The organism is Mariniflexile litorale, from assembly GCF_031128465.2.
Taxonomy (GTDB): Bacteria; Bacteroidota; Bacteroidia; order Flavobacteriales; family Flavobacteriaceae; genus Mariniflexile; species Mariniflexile litorale.
This window is the reverse complement of sequence record NZ_CP155618.1, coordinates 61,466-79,561: the sequence shown is the minus strand read 5'-3', so window position 1 is coordinate 79,561 and position 18,096 is coordinate 61,466. Positions and strand designations below refer to the sequence as shown.

Here is an 18,096-nt window from a genome sequence, read left to right as displayed (position 1 = left end):
CTGTTTTTTAGTAATTTAGATCATGGCAGCAATTTTGAATACAACATACATATGGTATTAAATCCCTTGTGTTTTTTAATTAACTTTACAAGAGAATCCATAGGTCATATACTACATAATGAATGTGAAAAAAGTAGTTTTAATTTTCTTTCTTATTGTTGCTTGTAAAAAACAACAACAAGAAACTTCTAAAAATGTAGATTTAAAAAAATTTGATACAGGGCTATTAGAATCTACAATAGATTCTTTATTAAATATTGGAAGTGGCTATTTAAATAAATCCGAAAGTGCTGATAGTGCGTTCTATTATTTTGAAAAATCTTTAAAACTTTCTCAATCTAGTAATAATAAATATTTAGAAAATAAAAGCCTGCATTATCTAGCAAAACTGGCATTTAAAGAAAATGATTATCCTAAAGGAATTGAAAATTATACCCGTGTTATTAATTATTTTAATAAAACAAATGACCAATGGAGTGAAGCAAATACTTTGATGGAACTGGGTAATGCTTTATTTCTTAAAGAAAATAAAATAAAGAGTTACGAAGAAATAAATGAAATATTTAATAAGTCCTTAAGTATCTATTCAAAACTAGATTCAAAAAAAAATCAAGCAGATGTTTTGAATCATATGGCGCATTGTTATTTAAACGACGGAAAGTTAATATTAGCTAACAACAAATTGTTAGAAGCTTTAGCATTATATAAATCTGTCAATTACCGAAATCTACACCACACCTATCATTTACTACAGTTAGTTCAAAATATTCAAGGCAATTTGGAGAAAAGTCTTTATTATTCGCTTGAGTGTGTTAAAAGCATGGAAAGCACAAAGGATACTTTAAATGCCCAATTATATTATCATTTTGTAGGCGAAAATTATAGCGCCATAGGCAATCATGAAAAAAGTTTAGAATGGTATCATAAGGCTATTAAAATAAAAAGTCCTGAAGACAGAACATTGTTATATCACATTATCAATATTGCAAGTAAAGAATTACTCATTTTAAATAGAAAACAAGAAGCTTTAGATCTCATTTTAAGCGTTGCTCCTTTAGATGCATCATCAAATCAACCTACCATAGAAGAAGCTAAAGGTTATGTTTACGATGCAGTGGGAAATAAAAAATTAGCAGAAAAACATTTTGCTAATATGATAGCACTTTATCAAAAAGACTCTGAAAACACCCCTGTGCCCAGACATGTTTCATTAGCATATCTTAAAATAGGCACATTCTATGTAGAGCAAGAATACTATACTAAGGCTAAAGTACTTCTTTTAAAATCTTTAGAATTTCCAGCAGGAACTTCTAGTGTTTCTAATAAAGTAAAAGCAAACTTAATGTTGTTTAAAACAGATTCCGCTTTAGGAAATTATAAATCTGCCATAAAATATTATCAAAGATATAAGGAATTAAATGATTCCATTTTTAATGAAACAAAAAGTAGACAAATTGAAGAATTACAAATTCAGTATGAAACCGTAAAAAAAGAACATGATATCCAATCTTTAAAAAATGAAAATTTAATTCAGAATAGTAAATTAGCAAAAACAACCATTTTGAAAAATTTTGTATTTGGAGGATTAATTCTTTTTTTTATAGTTAGCCTTTTGCTGTATCGAAGTTATAATAGTAAACAACGAACAAATCGTTTACTTGTAAGTCAAAAAGGAGAGATCGCACAACAAAATACATCGCTTCAAGAACTGTTGAAGGAAAAGGAGTGGCTTCTAAAAGAAATTCACCATCGTGTTAAGAACAACCTTCAAATAGTTATGAGTCTACTTAATACACAATCTAATTATATTAAAAATCCAGAAGCATTTTCAGCTATAAAAAATAGCCAACATCGATTATTTGCTATTTCTTTAATTCATCAAAAACTTTATAAAACAGAGAATGCCACACTTATTGATATGAATTCTTATATAAAAGATTTAATAGGCTATTTAAAAGATAGTTTAGATATGAATTCTAATATTGATTTTAAGTTAGAGATAGAACATATTATGTTACAAGAAAATCAATCGATTCCTGTGGGTTTAATTTTAAACGAAGCGATTACAAATGCCATAAAATATGCTTTCCCAAATCAAGAAAAAGGAATGATTACCGTAATAATGAAAAAACAAATAAACAATTATTTTATATCCATTAAAGACAATGGTGTTGGTATTCCAGATTCATTTTCATGGCATACGTCGTCTTCATTAGGAATGACTTTAATTAAAGGGCTTACTAATCAACTAGATGGGGATTTTAAGATAAAAAATAAAGAAGGAACCTTAATCGAAATAGTATTTGTAAACAAGACATTTTCTGATATTTATACTCAAAATTTTTAATATCAAAAGCATAATGAACAAAAACATATTAATTGTAGAAGATGAATTTATTGTAGCCAATGACTTGGCATGCTTTTTAAAAAATCAAAATTATAATATTATTGGGATAGCATCTTCTGTTAATGAAGCCCTTCAGCTTATTGATAAACAAATGCCCTATATGGTATTATTGGATATTCATTTAAAGGGGAAATTGACGGGTATTGATTTAGCGAAAAAACTTCAGGTAATGGGTATTCCTTTCATATACCTTTCAGCTTATTCTAATAAAACAATATTAGACGAAGCTAAAGCGACCAAACCCTATGGGTTTTTAGTAAAACCCTTTAGAGAAAAAGACCTTCTTATTACTTTAGAAATTGCATCATACCATGTTGAGCATAATCTTAATTTTAACTCTCAGTTAGAACAACAACTCATTGAAAAACTGAATAGAATTCCTAAACATCCAAAATGGGAAGATACATTCACTGAAATTGCTAAAGCATTTCAAACAAATATTCCTTTCGATTATTTACAGATGGGTCTAAAAGGTGACCATATAAACTTATCCTTAGGTTTTAATAGAATTGGTCTTCAAGATTACCAAATTATTGGTCTTCAAGAATTTTCTAACATATCACGAGAAGACATAACTACCCTTAAAAAAATACAAGCAGAAGGAATGTTTGAAGATGTGTCAGAGATTTTTAACAATGCCCAATTTGAAGAGTTACAGGTTAAGTATCCGTTTGAAAAGCTTATAGCGAACTGCTTTCAGGCACAATCTAGTATGTTTGTTTCTTTTGATTTTGGAGAAAACTTAAAACTCAACCTTTCTTTTTACAATAGGAAAAATGAAGTTTTTCTAAGAACACAATTAGATGTAATTCAAAAATTCAGTACTATTTTTATAAAAATACTGTCGCCCTTATTAGAATCAGAAACACAAAATATAGAAACAACAATACAGCCTAAAATACCAATCACGTCTACTGAGCAATACATAGGTTTTAAAAAAATAATAGGAAATAGCTTTCAGCTACTTAACATCTTTGATGATATAAAACGAGTGGCTCCCATGACAACTTCAGTGTTAATTATGGGTGAAAGTGGAACAGGGAAAGAATTATTTGCAAAAAGCATCCACGAATTTTCACCCCGTTCAAACAAACCGTTTGTAGTAATCAATTGTGGCGCCATACCAGAAAATTTAATCGAGTCTACTTTATTTGGTCATGACAAAGGTGCGTTTACAGGAGCTACAGAAACTCGAATTGGTAAATTTGAACAAGCAAATGGAGGTACTATTTTTTTAGATGAAATAGGAGAAATGCCCTTAGAAATGCAGGTGAAACTTTTACGGGTTTTACAAGAAAAGGAAATTGAACGTATAGGTACCAATAAAACCATTTCCATAGATGTGAGAGTCATTGCTGCAACTAATAAAAATTTAGAAGAAGCGGTTGAAGCAGGGAAGTTTAGGCTGGATCTTTATTATAGATTACATGTTTTTCCGATTAACACACCTTCATTAAGAGATAGAAAAGATGATATCCCTGTTTTAGTCGACTATTTTATCGCTAAATTTTCCAATGTGAAAATGGATGTATCCCATTTTGTGCTCCAAAAAATGATAGATTATTCTTGGCCAGGAAACATTCGGGAGTTAGAGAACTACATAGAAAGAAGTGTTTTATTAGCAAAAGGCAGTACTATAAATGAGTTACACAAACCTCTTAACACTATAAATATTAAAAATAGTAATAGTGCATCTAATGAATTAAAACCGCTTGCAGACATGGAACGCGATTATATATTATCTGTTTTAAAATTATGTAAAGGCAAAGTTTATGGTGAAGGTGGAGCTTCTGAAATATTAAAAATACCAACGTCTACTTTGAATTCTAAAATAAAAAAGTTGGGTATAAAAAAGGGTGATATTTATTAATATGCAAAGCTATTTTTTCTTTATCTGCCCAATACTTTGAGAAGAAATATTTGATTACAAGCTAAAATAGTGAATTAAGTGCACTTAATAAGGAAAGGGTGTTTTTACAAACAAGTAAGATAAAAATCCAGATATAATCGTTTAAAATGAAAAACAATAAAGCCATAGTCTCATATTAGAAAAGTTAGTTATTTTTGTGTGCCCATAACAAATCTAACCACTTGAGAAGAGCTTATATTTCATATATTATATTTTGTTTATCTTTTCTTTTACCAGAGGTAAATGCTCAAAGTAGCATTATAAAAAACACTCCACAAAATCATAACGTATATACGGCTCAAGATGGTTTTAAAATTGTAGATATTCAATCGGTGGTATTTGATGATCAAGACTGGCTATGGATAAGTGGAATATCACCAGACCCTAATGAATTTAAGTTAAATGTTAGTAAGGCTGCTATACAACGTTTTAACGGCAGTTTATTTCAAGATATTGCACTGCCAAACATCGAGGGTGTTTTATTTGAAAATACTTATATAAAAAAAAGAGCGGATGGACTGTTTTATGTTTTTTTTGAAGCCAAAGAAAATTCAAAATTATACCTTCTAAACCCTAGAACGCTAATATTTACTCCAATACCTCTTCCTCAACTTAAAAATTTTGGTTTTTTTCAACTATCATTCTTTCCATACAAGGAAGCGTTTTTGATTTTTATTAGTAATAATGAAAACAATTTTATACTTAAATTAAGTAATGATTTAAAAATAACGAAATTAAGTACGATACCTAATAGAAAACATATCTATGTTACAAGTCTCGCAGCGTTTGATGACCATTTTATTGTGAATGATCGTTCAGGAGTACTTACCTTTGATAGTGACGGAACATTTAAAAGTGTTTTAGAAAGTAAAGCACTTGGGGTAGACCCATCATTAATTGATTATAAATTAACCATAGGCTCGATGTTTAAACACAAAGGGCATGTATATGCAAATTTTTTTGTTGGAAAAAACGATTACTACCAATACGATCCAGATCTAAGAACATGGCATAAAACCGATATTTTTAATACCGTATTTAATGAGAGTGTATTTGCGCTAGTAAATAATACTATTCGTAACGACTCTAAGGGGAATACGCTTAAAATAGAGCTTAGAAAGAATGGTTTACGTATTTTACGATACCTTAAAGATTTGGATCGCCCTGATTTTAGCTATGATCTAAAGCTTACAAATATCCCACATACTGCTTCAAGAAATTTTGAAAAAGAAGTTTTTATTGCTAACGAAGGTAAGCTGCATCATATTATTTTTGAAAGTCCTAATTTTTCTATTTTCCTAAATAATTATTCCATACGTGGTATTTTACCTTTAGGTAAGGAAGAAGCACTAGTGGCTACAGAAAATAAAGGTTGGTTTAAAATAAATCTTAAAACAAAAGAAGCGTTTAATTATGACGTAACCTTAAAAGGCGTGTCCTATTCTCCTGATCAGAATAGAGGGTTTTTCAAGACATCGGAAGGTTATTGGAGCTCTTATAACAAGGGGATCGTTCACGTAAACGATAAGTATCGAACGTTAAAAAGTTATATTCATTATCCTGTGGCTACAATGGTAGAAGATAGTACTTCGATATACTACGGAACCTATGCTTATAAATTAATGAAGTTTGATAAGGCTACTGGAACACATACTGTTTTGGCAGATACTGATACTTTAGATGTGCAACACATAGTTAAAAAAGATGACATTATTTATGGCGCTACAGGGTCCGGTTTATTAGTTTATGAAGCCCAACAAGCTATCGTTTATAAAATTAATGATAATGCAGACGATAATTTCCTGCTTTCTATTGATTATACAGATCCTTATGGACTACTCGTGGGAAGTCGTTCTGGAAAACTGTATCATTTTAATCCAATAACTAAAAGTTTTGAATTACTATACCAAGACGACCTACAAGCTAGTATAGCCAGCTTCTTATTAGACAAGCAGAAACGTATATGGCTAAACACCTTTTCGGGAATAGTGGTATTTAATCCAAAAAACAAAAGTACCACACGTTATGGTGAAAATGATGGGATGAGTTATAATGAAAGTAATCGGTATAGTGCTGCAATAACTGAAGATGGGTATTTTTTGGTAGGAACCTTAAAAGGGTTAAACTATTTTCACCCCGATTCCCTCAGTAAAACAGCTATTAATGCCACCTTAAAATTTTCCGCTCTAAGATATTACAACAAAGAGACTAAAACTCAAATATTAGAGCTGAGCTCTGAAAAATTAAGTAAGATCTCAAAAATAAACTTACCCGAAGAAAACCGTAACCTAATGGTGCAATTTGGTTTATTTGGAGTTTTTATTAATGAATCAATAAGTTACAGATATAGACTTAACAAGCAAGCATGGAGTTTATTAACCAAAAAGAACGAAGTAAACCTTATAAACCTTGCCTCTGGAGATTACATCCTCGAAATAGAAGCCGTAGATGCTACACAGCAAAAAATTGGTGAATCGCTCTACTTAAAAATTAGAGCTAAAGACTTTTTCTATAAATCAGTTTGGTTTTATCTTATGCTAACCTTATTATTAGGGCTTTTGGGCTATTGGTACGTTCTCCAACTCAAAAAACGACATAAACTTAAAGAACAATTTGCGACTCAATTGATTAATACACAAGAAAATGACCGCTCCCGTATTGCAAAGGAACTTCATGATAGTATTGGGCAAAAATTATTGCTTCTTAAAAATACCATACTCATGAAACAAGGCATACAAAAAAATGATCTTACACTTGTTGAAGATACTATTAATGAGGTGCGTAATATGTCTCATAATTTACACCCTTTTCAATTTGAGCAATTAGGGCTTACGCAATCTCTACATAATGTTATTGATGCTTTTCAAAAAAATGCTCCTACTTTTTTCTCTGCCGAGATAGATGAAATACAAGGTGTTATTCCCAAGGAAAAAGAAATTTTTATTTTTAGAATGATACAAGAGAGTATCTCTAATGTTGTAAAACATGCAGACGCTACAGCTTGTAATTTACAAGTTACAAAAAGTCAAAAGTATATTTATTTTATATTAAAGGATAATGGAAAAGGGTTTGATCCTAAGACCTATGAGAATAGCATATTAAGTCTGGGTTTAAAAACCTTAAAAGAACGTACTCAATATATTGATGCACAATTAGAAATCTCTTCTGCACCCCAAAAAGGAACCATTATAACAATAACTGTACCTACGGCATGAAAAAAACAACACTAATTCTAGCAGACGATCACCCTTTGCTATTAAATGGTACAGCACATTTTCTTAAGACCAAAGATTTTATTATTCTAGACACGGCAAACGATGGTAATAGCGCTTATAATGCCATTTTAAAACAACAACCAGATATTGCGATTTTGGATTTTGATATGCCAAAATTGAATGGATTAGAAATAGCTAAACTGTGTAAAAAGCACAAAATATCTACTAAAATTATTATTCTAACACTTCATAAAGAGGAAGCCATAATTAAACAAATAGGTACAACCATTAGCGGTTATATTTTAAAGGACGATGCTTTAAGCGAAATAGAAACTTGCATAAGTGCTGTAAAAAGTGGGAATACCTATACCAGTAAAAATCTCAATGAAGAAATTTATATATCTGGTGACGATAATGCTATTGAAAAATTAACACCTACAGAACTTAAAATTTTACGTTACCTAGCAAAAGACTGGTCATCCTCTCAAATAGGAGACCATCTTTTCATTTCCAAAAGAACTGTAGAAAAACACCGCTCCAATATCATTCGTAAACTTAAGATTAAATCTACCCAAAATGCCTTATTATTATGGATAAGAAAAAATCCTAAACGGCTCAATTAATACATGATTGTATGATAGCGCTCATGAATTTTGAGACAAACTTAAATAATTGTGAATAGCATCACAAAGAGATACTAAGAAAACCCAAGCAATAGCTAGAGTTTTATGTATTGTGAAATTGAGTAATATATTGGATTTAGATATCCAATATTACTGAATGTAATGAAAGGAATAAATTTTGTTATACAAGTGCTATAAATGTGAAGAATACTGATTTTTCAGTCTTTATTTGTTATAGATAATTATGGTGGTATTTATCGATTAAGCCATTTTTTAAACTCACCGGATTTATCAATACTGACAATAACATCAAACTCGGTTATAGGATTTAATTCTAATTTCACACGACTTTTAGACCAAACAATCATCTGTTGAATGCTAGTAAAACTTACTATGACTTGTCTATTTACACGATAAAAATAATTAGGATTTAACTTGTTTTCTAGGTTTTCCAATGATTGGTCCAAGAGGTATTTTTCATTGTTATTAGTTACTAATTTTATATAGCGTCCTTCAGACAAAAAATATGCCACTTGATCAATAAGAATACTTTTTATTTTTTGTCCACTAACGACCATGAAGCGCTCCTGATAATCTTCCTTTTGTTGCATAACCTCCAAAAGTTTCTGCATGTCAAATGGATTGGAGTTTAAAATTCTTTTTTTCAATTTATCAATTGAAGCTCTCAATTCGTCTTCATCTATTGGCTTTAGCAAATAATCAATACTGTTAAGTTTAAAAGCTTTTATTGCGTATTCATTATAGGCTGTTGTGAAAATGATAGGCGTGTTAATGTGTAGTTTTTCAAAAATAGAAAAGCTAGTATCATCACCTAAATGGATGTCTAGGAAAATGATATCTACGGTGTGTTGTGAAAGCCATTGGATGGCATCTTTTACATTATCAATAATTTTTATAACATCTATGTTAAAACTATTCTTTTGAAGTAAGGTTTCTAAATAGTCTGATGCTAATTTTTCGTCTTCAATGATTACAGCCTTCATGATTCTTCTTTTATTAGGGGGAGTTTTACATAAAAAAGGTTATCAATAACCTCGAATGTTGGTTCTAACTCCGAAATGTATTTGTAACGTGATATAATATTTTTTACACCTGTTTTGGTAGAATCTTCGGTAATTTGCCTAGGTTGAAGATTGTTGGTAACAACCAAAAAAGAATCTTTGGTTTTTATTTCTATTTTTAAAGGCGATTCAATTGTAATAATATTATGCTTAATCGCATTCTCAATGACCATTTGTAAAGAAAAAGGAGGTAGATAATCATAAAAAAATTCCGAATCAATATTGATGTTTGTGTTTAGATTGGAGTCAAATCTCATTTTTTGGAGATATAAATAAGCATTCACATGTTCTAGCTCTTCTTTTAAAGTAGTAAGATTTTTCTTTTTTAATTCTAATGTGTTTCTAAAAATTTTAGAAAATTCTTTAGTAAACCGTAATGCTTTCTCTTTATCAGTTTTAATCAATGACGTTAGTGCATTCAAAGAATTAAATAAAAAATGGGGACTTACTTGGGTTCTCAATGTTTCAAATTGCACCAAGATGTTTTCACTTTCAAGAAGCTGGTTTCTTTCGGCTAGCTGTACTTTTTCTAACTTTAGCAACTCATGGGATTTTTTATTCCCTTTATAATTTTGATATAAAACGACAATGGTAGTCATACATAAAATGGTTACTAAAATTAAAATAAGTGCCCAGAATCTATTTTTTTCAACTTCAGCAATGGCCAATTCTTTTTGAGTTTTTAATAATTTAATCTCATTGGTTTTTAATTCATTCTGGAATTTTTCTTCGATTTCACTGCTGGCCTTTTCATTTTCAAAGGAATATATGGAGTCCTTGATCACCGAAAATTTTTTGTAATATTCAAATGCATTTTTGTAATCTTTTTTGAGTTGGTACCACTTAGCCATATTTTCATAATAATTTTCCTTATGATATGGATAATTTATTTTTTTAGACGCCTTACCACCAATGTCTAAATAATTTTTTGAAGAATCTAATTGACCTTGCTCAAGGTATATATCACCTAAATTCAAAGCAATCATTGAGAGTGCGTAATCGGAATTGGTTTTCTTTTGATAGGCTAGGGCTAAGAGTCCATATTTTTTACCAAGGGCATTGTCTTTTAGTTTTCGATAGGCAATAGAAATTCCATGGTATGTAATAGAGACACCATAATAGTTTCCGATTTTTTTGAAATGAGATAATGCCATTTGATAATACTTGATCCCTTCATTGTATTGTTTCAACTCAACGGAAGAACTTGCTAAATTTGCATAGATATTTGTTAATAGCTTGCTATTGTCTTTATCAGTAATATTTAAAGCTTGAAGTAAATAATCTTGTGCTTTTCTATATTTTTTAAGATGCATTTGTACATAAGCTATATTGAGTAAGCTTAAGGCCTTTCCTGTAACGTCGTTTATTGAATCAAAAATAACATATGCCTTCATTTCTATTTTAAGTGCTTCACTGTTATTGCCCATGAAAGAAAGTGCCGCACCTTTTGCAAGCATTGTGATGGCGTAATTATTTATATCATTTATGTTTTTTGCAATAATGAGGAGTGAATCAGAAGTTTTTATACCCTTTTCAGGATTATTTGTTGTTTCCCTAATCAATGCGCTTAGTCTTTCTTGATAATCGGAATATTTTGCTACTTGAGCAAAGGTGTTTTTTGATAGAAAGATCAAAAAAAGAAGAATAACGCAACCTTTAAACGGTAAATTAAATAAACCTAGTTTCATGTTGGAACCATTGATAAAGTAACATTTCGATTATAAATTAAGTTAGAAAATCAAAATTAATTTTAAAATTGAAAAAAAAACATATTTAAGTAATGAAAGTTAATTGTTTAGTAACGAACCTATCAGTGAAATTTATTTAAGTCTGAAAACACTAACTTTAGTGATCTTTTCAGACTTAAATAAAAATATAGCTAATCGTAAGCAAAACCTTAACAATTAGCTATTTGTTTTTTCATAATTTTTAATATGTTAGTAGTTGATATCGTGACTGTATTTTTGAGGTAGAAGGGCACCCCAATCTCCAGCAATTCCCGTAATAGATAATGTTCCTTGAGGAAGCACTGTGTTCCAAAATGAAGCTGTTTGATATGTAATTACAGCGGCCATATCTGCGTCATGTCTTATAATACGACTTCCATAGAAGGTTTCTTTGTTATCCGCATTCATGAATTTTACGTTTTCAATTTTCACCTTTTTACCTTCATAATTTCCTGATCGAAATTGGGCGATTGTAATTATTTCTGGTATGACAAATACGTTTTCAGAATATTTAGCGAAGCCATTTAAATTCACTTGATTTATACCTTTTTGACCATTAATTAAAGTTCCAGTTGCACTTGCAAGGTTTAGCCTTATTTTATCGCCTAAACTGAATATGTTAGGGGTAGTAAATTGTATTAAAATACCGCCAGTTGAATCCTGAATATATACCGATTTATTATCAGCGGTGTTTCCATTCGATGTTATAACCCCTTCAATTAAATAATCTTTTGGTAAGTACCAATTATCTCCATTTTTGTTAAATTTTGATTTTAATTGTGCTATGGTATTAATAATTCCCGTAGCGTTATCATTTTCAAGAATTGTTGCTGTAAATACTTTGTGTGGTCCAATCTCAAAACCTCCTGCAGCCTCAATTATTTCAAAACCTATTGAATAATCACCTAAGATTATATTGTCATTTATTGGTATGATTTTAAAACTTGTACTTTGGGCATTTTGATTGAATTCTAGAGATATTTCGTTTAAAACTGTTACTGGTATAGTGTAAAAATGTGTCCCATACAAAATCCCTTCTGGTACTATAAGTTTTACTTTCGCATGACTTCCATTAGATACAGTCGAGGTTGTATTTAATCCAATTATAATTCCTGTTGAATTACCTTCGGAAATAGTTCCTGACGAGGTATCAAAATTTAGTTTGTTACTTACAGGCGTTTGAGCCGTTAGTTTTACTTCAGAGTTAATTCTACTTCCTAATGAAAAACCCTCGGTTGGGTTGCTTAACTTAAAATTGATCAATTTTTCTGTTGTTAAGATATTTTTACGCAATACTACAAAGCTTGTGTCTTTAGTATTTTTTACTAGGTTAATGTTCAATTTATTATTTACTGCGTGTGGTATGGTGGTGAAATCATTTCCGTAAACAGCATTACCAGCTAGTTCAATGGTTATATATCCACCGGTAATAGCTTTGAGGTCGAATTTTAAAGGAATAGAAATAGATTCCATTTCTTGAGTAATTGTTTGTGATTGATTAACAAATGATACTTTGTTAGAAGGTTCTTGGTAAATTACTTCGTCTTCACTACAACTTATTATGGTAAAGGTTGAAAAGAAGTATAAAACAAGTCGTGCAAAATGGTATGCTTTCATTTTTTAAATGGCTTTTTTTAGGATTATTAATCCACACTGACCAATATTCCTCTTTTTTGATTGTTCGTTTTTTGATTATTATGATTTTTCAGCTTCTGCAGGCTTTTTATTTGAAACAAAAATAAAACGACTTTGTTGTGTAACTTTTATGTATTGTAATGAAAGGGAATAAAATTGTAGTGAAAGAAGAATAAAAATTTATAAAAGAAAGTAATATGGATTGTGTTATATTAATATCTGTAAATAAGATGCTTAACCATTGATTAAAACTGCCTTTAATTACAAATTAAGCATACTTTTGTAGTGACCTTTTGGTTTAACAAAATAAAAGCCAAGTCGAAAGACCTAGCTTTTTGGCTCTAAAACTTATGTGAAAAAGATGTAAACCGTATGGAATGCTAAACGGTTATTCGTTCGTTTATTAAATTGTTAAACAATAAGGTTTTCTATATTTTCACCAGTAAGATTTTGTACATTCTTTGTGATTTTTTCAATTTCCCAATCCCACCATTTAACCTCTAGTAATTTTTCAATTTGCTTTTTTGTAAATCTCTTTTTAATTTCTCTTGCTGGATTTCCTCCAACAATTGAATAGGGTTCTACATCCTTTGTGACGGTTGAATTTGTTGCGATTATTGCTCCGTCTCCAATTTTGATACCAGGCATAATTGTCGAATTAAATCCAATCCATACATCATTCCCAATTTCGGTATTCCCTTTTGTTGGATAATTTTTGCCATCCATTGCATCTTTCCAATCTTCTCCAAAAATAGCAAAAGGAAACGAACTTATTGATTTTGTTAAATGATTTGCTCCGTTCATTATAAATGTCACATTTGAAGCAATCATGCAAAATTTTCCTATTATTAATTTGTCTCCAATGAAATCAAAATGATATTTAACGTTTTTTTCAAAATTATTTACATTCTCAAAATCATCATAATAAGTAAAATCTCCAATTATGATATTAGGATTAGTAATTATATTTTTTAAAAAACAAAGTTTATTATAATTTTCTAATGGAAATATGATGTCCTTATTTGGTGTTTTCATATTTAATATTTTCTCTGTTTTTATTATTCAAAGGTGATATGCAGCTTATTTAAATGGTTGATAAAAAATATTCATAATTAGTTAAAAATACAAATTTGTATAAAAAAGTATTTTTTTTATAAGCAAATTAAAAGGTGTTCATTTACAATTTCTATTATATATCAATGAGGTATTTCTTCCACTAAAATTTTTTCATTTAATCTGTCGAAGTAGATACAAGTCATTTTTTTTATACATACTCCCCATTTTTCAATACCTGAGTTTGCTGCATCCATACAAAATGTTAAATAATCAGTTTTACCATCTTGATGATTTTTTAATTGGATGCGAAATTCTTTTTCATTTGATTTTGCAACAATAGTTAACTTTTCATAAATAGCTGGTGACACTACTTTGTAATTGTTATTACCAAAATAATCTGTATGTCCATCTCTCACAAAAGTTTCATAATAAGTTACTCCCATTTTTTTGAGATTTTGAATATATGCAGGAAAGTCTGCACCTGATTTTACTTTACTGTGAGCGGTTTTGATTTGTTCTAATGTAAACATTTTTTGTTGGTTACTCATTTGTCTATTATTTAAAGTTCAGTTACAAAGATGCCGTAACAGAAAACTTTGTCATTGTAAAAAAACGTTTTTATTGCAATAAATGTTTGAAATTATTTAGGAGTTAATCCTGTAAACTGCATAGGAAGTATTAAATTGTATAACTGAGTGGTTAATTGCTGTCCTCTTTCATCAGGGATAACTCCAGTGTCAGCATTGTATAGTATTTTTTCCTTTCACTGATATCAAAACCATGAAGAATAAAATCAATTAATTTTTCATTTTCAAATCTACCAACTGGATAGCTGAGATTAATTCTATCATTTTTAAATTTATTTTTAAAAGTTTTTTTCATCAATTTTAAGGGAATAATATAATCTGAAAAGGCAGTATTAAGAGCTTCTATAATAATATTTAGATCTGCTTTTTCAAGAGTATTAAATGTTATCATAATTTTACTTCTTTAGACGGTTTTTTAAAAAGATTGTTTAGGAAGTTTTTCTTTTAAGTACTTATTGCGTGTAAACATTCTAATTATAATGCCGCCATTTGGATTCCACTCTAATAGAATTACATTGGTAAAATTTTGTTTAGTTTCTAATGTTTGCCAGTCAATAACATAACAACCACTACTTTTTGTCTTAGATAACTTGTTGGTAATTGATACAATGGTAGTATAAGTTGTTGGAGTCATCAGTTTGTTATTAGGATTATTCAGTACCATACACAAAGAATCATTCAGTCTAGAGTTATATTCATAGTGGCCTAAATGCCTTAATGAATCGATTACTTTTGATTGACTTTTTTCAAAGTAATAACCTGAATGAGCTTCACAACTTTCTAATAAAATTATTGCAATTAAACAAAAGCAAAAGCTAAAATTAATCATAAGTGATTTTTTAAATTTCATTTTAACTGCTAATAAAATCATGAGTTGTTTAAAAACATATACTGAAGTAATTAATTAAATATAAAAGAGAATTGCATATTTGGAGTATGGCATTAACTTTTGATGTTTTTATGCGACCAGTTTTTATCTATTTTATTGTATTATAATTTTTTTAACATCAGATTTATCTTGAGTTTTTGTTTTCACCAAATAGACTCCCTTTGTTGGGATTGTAATAAATTCTCGTTTATTATTACATTCTTTTTTTGAAACAATTTTCTTTCCATTCAAATCAAATATTTCAAGGTTGTCGATTTTTTCCTCGCACAACACTGTAAATCTCCCATTCGATGAAGGAGAAGGGAATATTTTAGTTTTCAGAGGAATCTTGGTTGGGTCGTCGGTATCTAGTACATTATTTGATTTTACAAATATCCCAAGATTAGACGCGATGTACATTTTTTGGTTGAACTCGGTTATCTCATAAAAAATAAAAGGTAATGTTTCAGTATTATCTCCCCAGCTACTTTGTGACTTTGCATTGTTGGTTCTTTTATGAAGTTGGGTGGTATTATAGTCACCTAGTATTGTGGCAGCATAATTAAAAGAACCTCCTTTAAACAAGAAGCGATGTATACCATTTGTTAGCTGACTATTATCATTGTGCCAACTTGCACCACTATCGTCTGAGCGTAATAAACGATTGCCGTTAGATAAGAGAATGGTATTGTTAGTAAATAGTGCGTCATTAATTGTTAATCCGGGAGCATATGTTGCGCCATAAAAATATTCTTTCCAATTGTTTGTATTGGAATTAAATTTATAAAATGTTCCATTTGAACCTGCAAAAGCGAAAAGAGTACCATCTATAGATTTTATTTTACTCACATTATATGAATACGTAGCTAAGTTAAACGTCATATTGTTCCAAGTTCCCAATACATTTTTCCATACACCAGAGCCCAAACTCGAAACATGCAGAGATCCATCGTGCATCTCAAATGAGCTTATTTGCAGTCCTAACAAAGCATGACTCCAAGAAGATTCAGTTGCTAGTGTTTTGTAGTACACGCCGTTTTCCATAGTCCCTACATAGAGTAGATTGTTAACAATAATCATACATGTGGGTAAAATAGAAATAGGATGGATTTGTTGTACTTGCCAATTTACGCCGTCACTACTAACATATAAATTATTTTGACTTGCTGCATAAATTTTATTATTTGAACTTATAATGGATGAAAATTCAATTTGCGGAAGACCTTTGACTAATTCCCATTCTTGTGCACTACTATTTAAAAAATAGCATAAGATAAGTGCTGATGCAAACAATTTGATTATTAAATTCATAATTGATTCATTTATTTACTCAAAATTGAGGAGCTTTTTTCAAATGGAATAGAGAAATGTAATGAAGGTAAATATTTTTGTATCGAGTAAATTCACATATAATGTTAATGAAGTTTTTTTGATTACAATAGTTAGTATGAGTAGTATTAAAAGGTTTTGTTATACCGTAAATGTTTTTTTTTACAATAAACGTTTAAAATTTTCAGGAGTTTCTCCTGTAAATTGCTTAAAATTTTTGATAAAATGGGCTTGATCAAAAAAGTTGTTTTCGTATCCAATTTCAGTAAGTGATTGCGTCTTGTTAAGACTATCAAGAATATTATTGAAACGAACAATAGAAGTGAATTTTTTAGGTGTAGTTCCAACTATTTTTCTGAAACGCTTTTCAAAAGGACTTTGACTAATATGTAATTTTTCATTTAACTCTTTTATTCTAATTAAACCTTTATTTAGATATATTAATCTTATAGCTTCTATAATTAGCTTATCGGTTTCAATATCTTTGAGTTGGGAAAGTAAAAAATACTCTGTAATTATTATTCTTTGTTCGTCTGTAGTAGCCATTGTTAATTTTTCTTCAATTTCATTTACTTTACTTTGATGAAAAATATCGTCTAATGAAATACTTAAATTGAATAACTCATTTACGGGATTGGAATAAAAATGGGCAAATCCCACCTCGGTGAAGTATACCAGAATTGTTCCTATATTCTTGGAACCTTTGAAAATTTTATAGCTATCAGAGATTCCAGTAATTCCAGCGGAGGCAAGTTTATTTTCTGTATCATTTTTTAGACTTGTAAGTTGCCCTTTGTATTGAAACCCTATAACCAAATTTGTTGAAGGAAATACTTTATATTTGTTTTCTAGCTCATTTTCAGATATAACAAAATACTTAACGTAAGGTTTTAGTTTTTCTAACGGAAAGTATGTTTCAAATTTCATTATGTGATTAGTTAATAATCAAAATTACTTAAATAAAAATTTAAGTAAAAATTAAAATTATTTATAGCAATAATCTGCAAAAATAACTCTTCTCACATCATTAATAAGATTTTGATTTTCATTAAAACGTTTTCCACTTTGCTCTAAAAGTTTTAAATTTTGGACATTTTTTCTATTCGTTTTATAAGGCCTTCTTTTAAAGCCGTGAGGAATTTTGTTCTATCGGTTTTTCAAACTCTAATTTCTATATATATTTGGGTTATAATTTTCCATATACCATTCTGGATTTGGCAGTTTATTAAAACCATACTTTTCATATAGGCAATCGGCTGTAGAAGTTAATAAAATCCATCTTCTTAAGCCTTGCAAATTTGGATGAGCCATAATAGTATCCATTAATTTTTTTGAAATTCCTTGTCTGCGGTAATTTTTTAAAACATAAATATCTCCTAAATAGGCAATTGTCGAAAAATCGGAGATTACTCTGGCAAAGCCTATTTGATTATCCTCATGAAAAACTCCAAAGTTCAATGAATTGTCAATTGAAATTTTAACTCTATCAAAAGGAATGTTATCACTCCAGCCTGAATATTTTGATAGAAAATCATGAATTGCAGATACATCCATTTTGCTTTTATCGGTTGTGATAAAATAGTCATTAAAATAAAATTCAACTAATTCCATATTATTTTTATTAAGAGTATTTTTAGAAGTATGTTTAATTTTTAAGC

General features: G+C 29.5%; 14 protein-coding genes. 4 read left to right on the top strand and 10 right to left on the bottom strand.

Annotation, left to right across the window (positions count from 1 at the left end):
- The first annotated feature begins 118 nt into the window (after positions 1 to 118).
- From QLS71_RS00435 to QLS71_RS00420, 4 genes are all read left to right on the top strand, one after another.
- Positions 119 to 2,347 (top strand): histidine kinase dimerization/phosphoacceptor domain -containing protein, encoded by a 2,229-nt coding sequence (locus tag QLS71_RS00435; protein WP_348636579.1) that lies wholly within the window; start codon positions 119 to 121, stop codon positions 2,345 to 2,347.
- Positions 2,348 to 2,360: 13 nt separating this feature from the next.
- Positions 2,361 to 4,277 carry a sigma 54-interacting response regulator gene (locus QLS71_RS00430; protein ID WP_308992434.1) on the top strand — a complete coding sequence of 639 codons (1,917 nt, stop codon included), beginning with the start codon at positions 2,361 to 2,363 and terminating at the stop codon, positions 4,275 to 4,277.
- 221 nt (positions 4,278 to 4,498) lie between these two features.
- Positions 4,499 to 7,531, top strand: a complete 3,033-nt coding sequence (locus tag QLS71_RS00425; protein ID WP_308992435.1) for a sensor histidine kinase — start codon at positions 4,499 to 4,501, stop codon at positions 7,529 to 7,531.
- The gene (locus tag QLS71_RS00420) at positions 7,528 to 8,154 is read left to right on the top strand and encodes a response regulator transcription factor (RefSeq protein ID WP_308992436.1); all 627 of its coding nucleotides are present in this window, start codon (positions 7,528 to 7,530) and stop codon (positions 8,152 to 8,154) included. Before QLS71_RS00425 ends, QLS71_RS00420 begins: the two co-directional genes overlap by 4 nt.
- 254 nt (positions 8,155 to 8,408) lie before the next feature.
- On the opposite strand, the gene QLS71_RS00415 is transcribed toward QLS71_RS00420, so the two are convergent.
- The 10 genes from QLS71_RS00415 to QLS71_RS00370 all read right to left on the bottom strand — a co-directional run bounded on the left by QLS71_RS00415 (position 8,409) and on the right by QLS71_RS00370 (position 18,049).
- Positions 8,409 to 9,158: a LytTR family DNA-binding domain-containing protein gene (locus QLS71_RS00415; protein ID WP_308992437.1), complete on the bottom strand. Its 750-nt coding sequence runs from the start codon at positions 9,156 to 9,158 to the stop codon at positions 8,409 to 8,411.
- Positions 9,155 to 10,924: a histidine kinase gene (locus QLS71_RS00410; protein WP_308992438.1), complete on the bottom strand. Its 1,770-nt coding sequence runs from the start codon at positions 10,922 to 10,924 to the stop codon at positions 9,155 to 9,157. Before QLS71_RS00410 ends, QLS71_RS00415 begins: the two co-directional genes overlap by 4 nt.
- 249 nt (positions 10,925 to 11,173) lie before the next feature.
- On the bottom strand, positions 11,174 to 12,580 hold the full coding sequence (locus QLS71_RS00405) for a DUF5689 domain-containing protein (RefSeq protein ID WP_308992439.1): 1,407 nt from the start codon (positions 12,578 to 12,580) through the stop codon (positions 11,174 to 11,176).
- A 429-nt stretch (positions 12,581 to 13,009) separates the two neighbouring features.
- On the bottom strand, positions 13,010 to 13,633 hold the full coding sequence (locus QLS71_RS00400) for a CatB-related O-acetyltransferase (protein WP_308992440.1): 624 nt from the start codon (positions 13,631 to 13,633) through the stop codon (positions 13,010 to 13,012).
- Between the two features lie 161 nt (positions 13,634 to 13,794).
- Positions 13,795 to 14,202 carry a DUF1398 family protein gene (locus QLS71_RS00395; RefSeq protein ID WP_308992441.1) on the bottom strand — a complete coding sequence of 136 codons (408 nt, stop codon included), beginning with the start codon at positions 14,200 to 14,202 and terminating at the stop codon, positions 13,795 to 13,797.
- A gap of 151 nt (positions 14,203 to 14,353) precedes the next feature.
- Positions 14,354 to 14,632 (bottom strand): hypothetical protein, encoded by a 279-nt coding sequence (locus QLS71_RS00390; protein WP_308992442.1) that lies wholly within the window; start codon positions 14,630 to 14,632, stop codon positions 14,354 to 14,356.
- A gap of 24 nt (positions 14,633 to 14,656) precedes the next feature.
- On the bottom strand, positions 14,657 to 15,112 hold the full coding sequence (locus tag QLS71_RS00385; protein ID WP_308992443.1) for a hypothetical protein: 456 nt from the start codon (positions 15,110 to 15,112) through the stop codon (positions 14,657 to 14,659).
- 111 nt (positions 15,113 to 15,223) lie between these two features.
- Positions 15,224 to 16,420, bottom strand: coding sequence for a T9SS type A sorting domain-containing protein (locus QLS71_RS00380; RefSeq protein WP_308992444.1), 1,197 nt, complete (start codon positions 16,418 to 16,420; stop codon positions 15,224 to 15,226).
- Between the two features lie 180 nt (positions 16,421 to 16,600).
- A complete protein-coding gene (locus QLS71_RS00375) occupies positions 16,601 to 17,365 on the bottom strand; it encodes a helix-turn-helix transcriptional regulator (protein WP_308992445.1) in 765 nt (254 codons plus the stop codon).
- Positions 17,366 to 17,602: 237 nt separating this feature from the next.
- The gene (locus QLS71_RS00370) at positions 17,603 to 18,049 is read right to left on the bottom strand and encodes a GNAT family N-acetyltransferase (protein WP_308992446.1); all 447 of its coding nucleotides are present in this window, start codon (positions 18,047 to 18,049) and stop codon (positions 17,603 to 17,605) included.
- Between the last annotated feature and the right edge of the window lie 47 nt (positions 18,050 to 18,096).

Bases quoted from the DNA above. Each gene is read 5' to 3' on its own strand.
- QLS71_RS00430 (WP_308992434.1), top strand. From the start codon at position 2,361: ATGAACAAAAACATATTAATTGTAGAAGATGAATTTATTGTAGCCAAT.
- QLS71_RS00415 (WP_308992437.1), bottom strand. From the start codon at position 9,158: ATGAAGGCTGTAATCATTGAAGACGAAAAATTAGCATCAGACTATTTA.
- QLS71_RS00375 (WP_308992445.1), bottom strand. From the start codon at position 17,365: ATGAAATTTGAAACATACTTTCCGTTAGAAAAACTAAAACCTTACGTT.
- QLS71_RS00410 (WP_308992438.1), bottom strand. From the start codon at position 10,924: ATGAAACTAGGTTTATTTAATTTACCGTTTAAAGGTTGCGTTATTCTT.
- QLS71_RS00390 (WP_308992442.1), bottom strand. From the start codon at position 14,632: ATGATAACATTTAATACTCTTGAAAAAGCAGATCTAAATATTATTATA.
- QLS71_RS00400 (WP_308992440.1), bottom strand. From the start codon at position 13,633: ATGAAAACACCAAATAAGGACATCATATTTCCATTAGAAAATTATAAT.
- QLS71_RS00405 (WP_308992439.1), bottom strand. From the start codon at position 12,580: ATGAAAGCATACCATTTTGCACGACTTGTTTTATACTTCTTTTCAACC.
- QLS71_RS00380 (WP_308992444.1), bottom strand. From the start codon at position 16,420: ATGAATTTAATAATCAAATTGTTTGCATCAGCACTTATCTTATGCTAT.
- QLS71_RS00435 (WP_348636579.1), top strand. From the start codon at position 119: ATGAATGTGAAAAAAGTAGTTTTAATTTTCTTTCTTATTGTTGCTTGT.
- QLS71_RS00370 (WP_308992446.1), bottom strand. From the start codon at position 18,049: ATGGAATTAGTTGAATTTTATTTTAATGACTATTTTATCACAACCGAT.
- QLS71_RS00420 (WP_308992436.1), top strand. From the start codon at position 7,528: ATGAAAAAAACAACACTAATTCTAGCAGACGATCACCCTTTGCTATTA.
- QLS71_RS00395 (WP_308992441.1), bottom strand. From the start codon at position 14,202: ATGAGTAACCAACAAAAAATGTTTACATTAGAACAAATCAAAACCGCT.
- QLS71_RS00385 (WP_308992443.1), bottom strand. From the start codon at position 15,112: ATGATTTTATTAGCAGTTAAAATGAAATTTAAAAAATCACTTATGATT.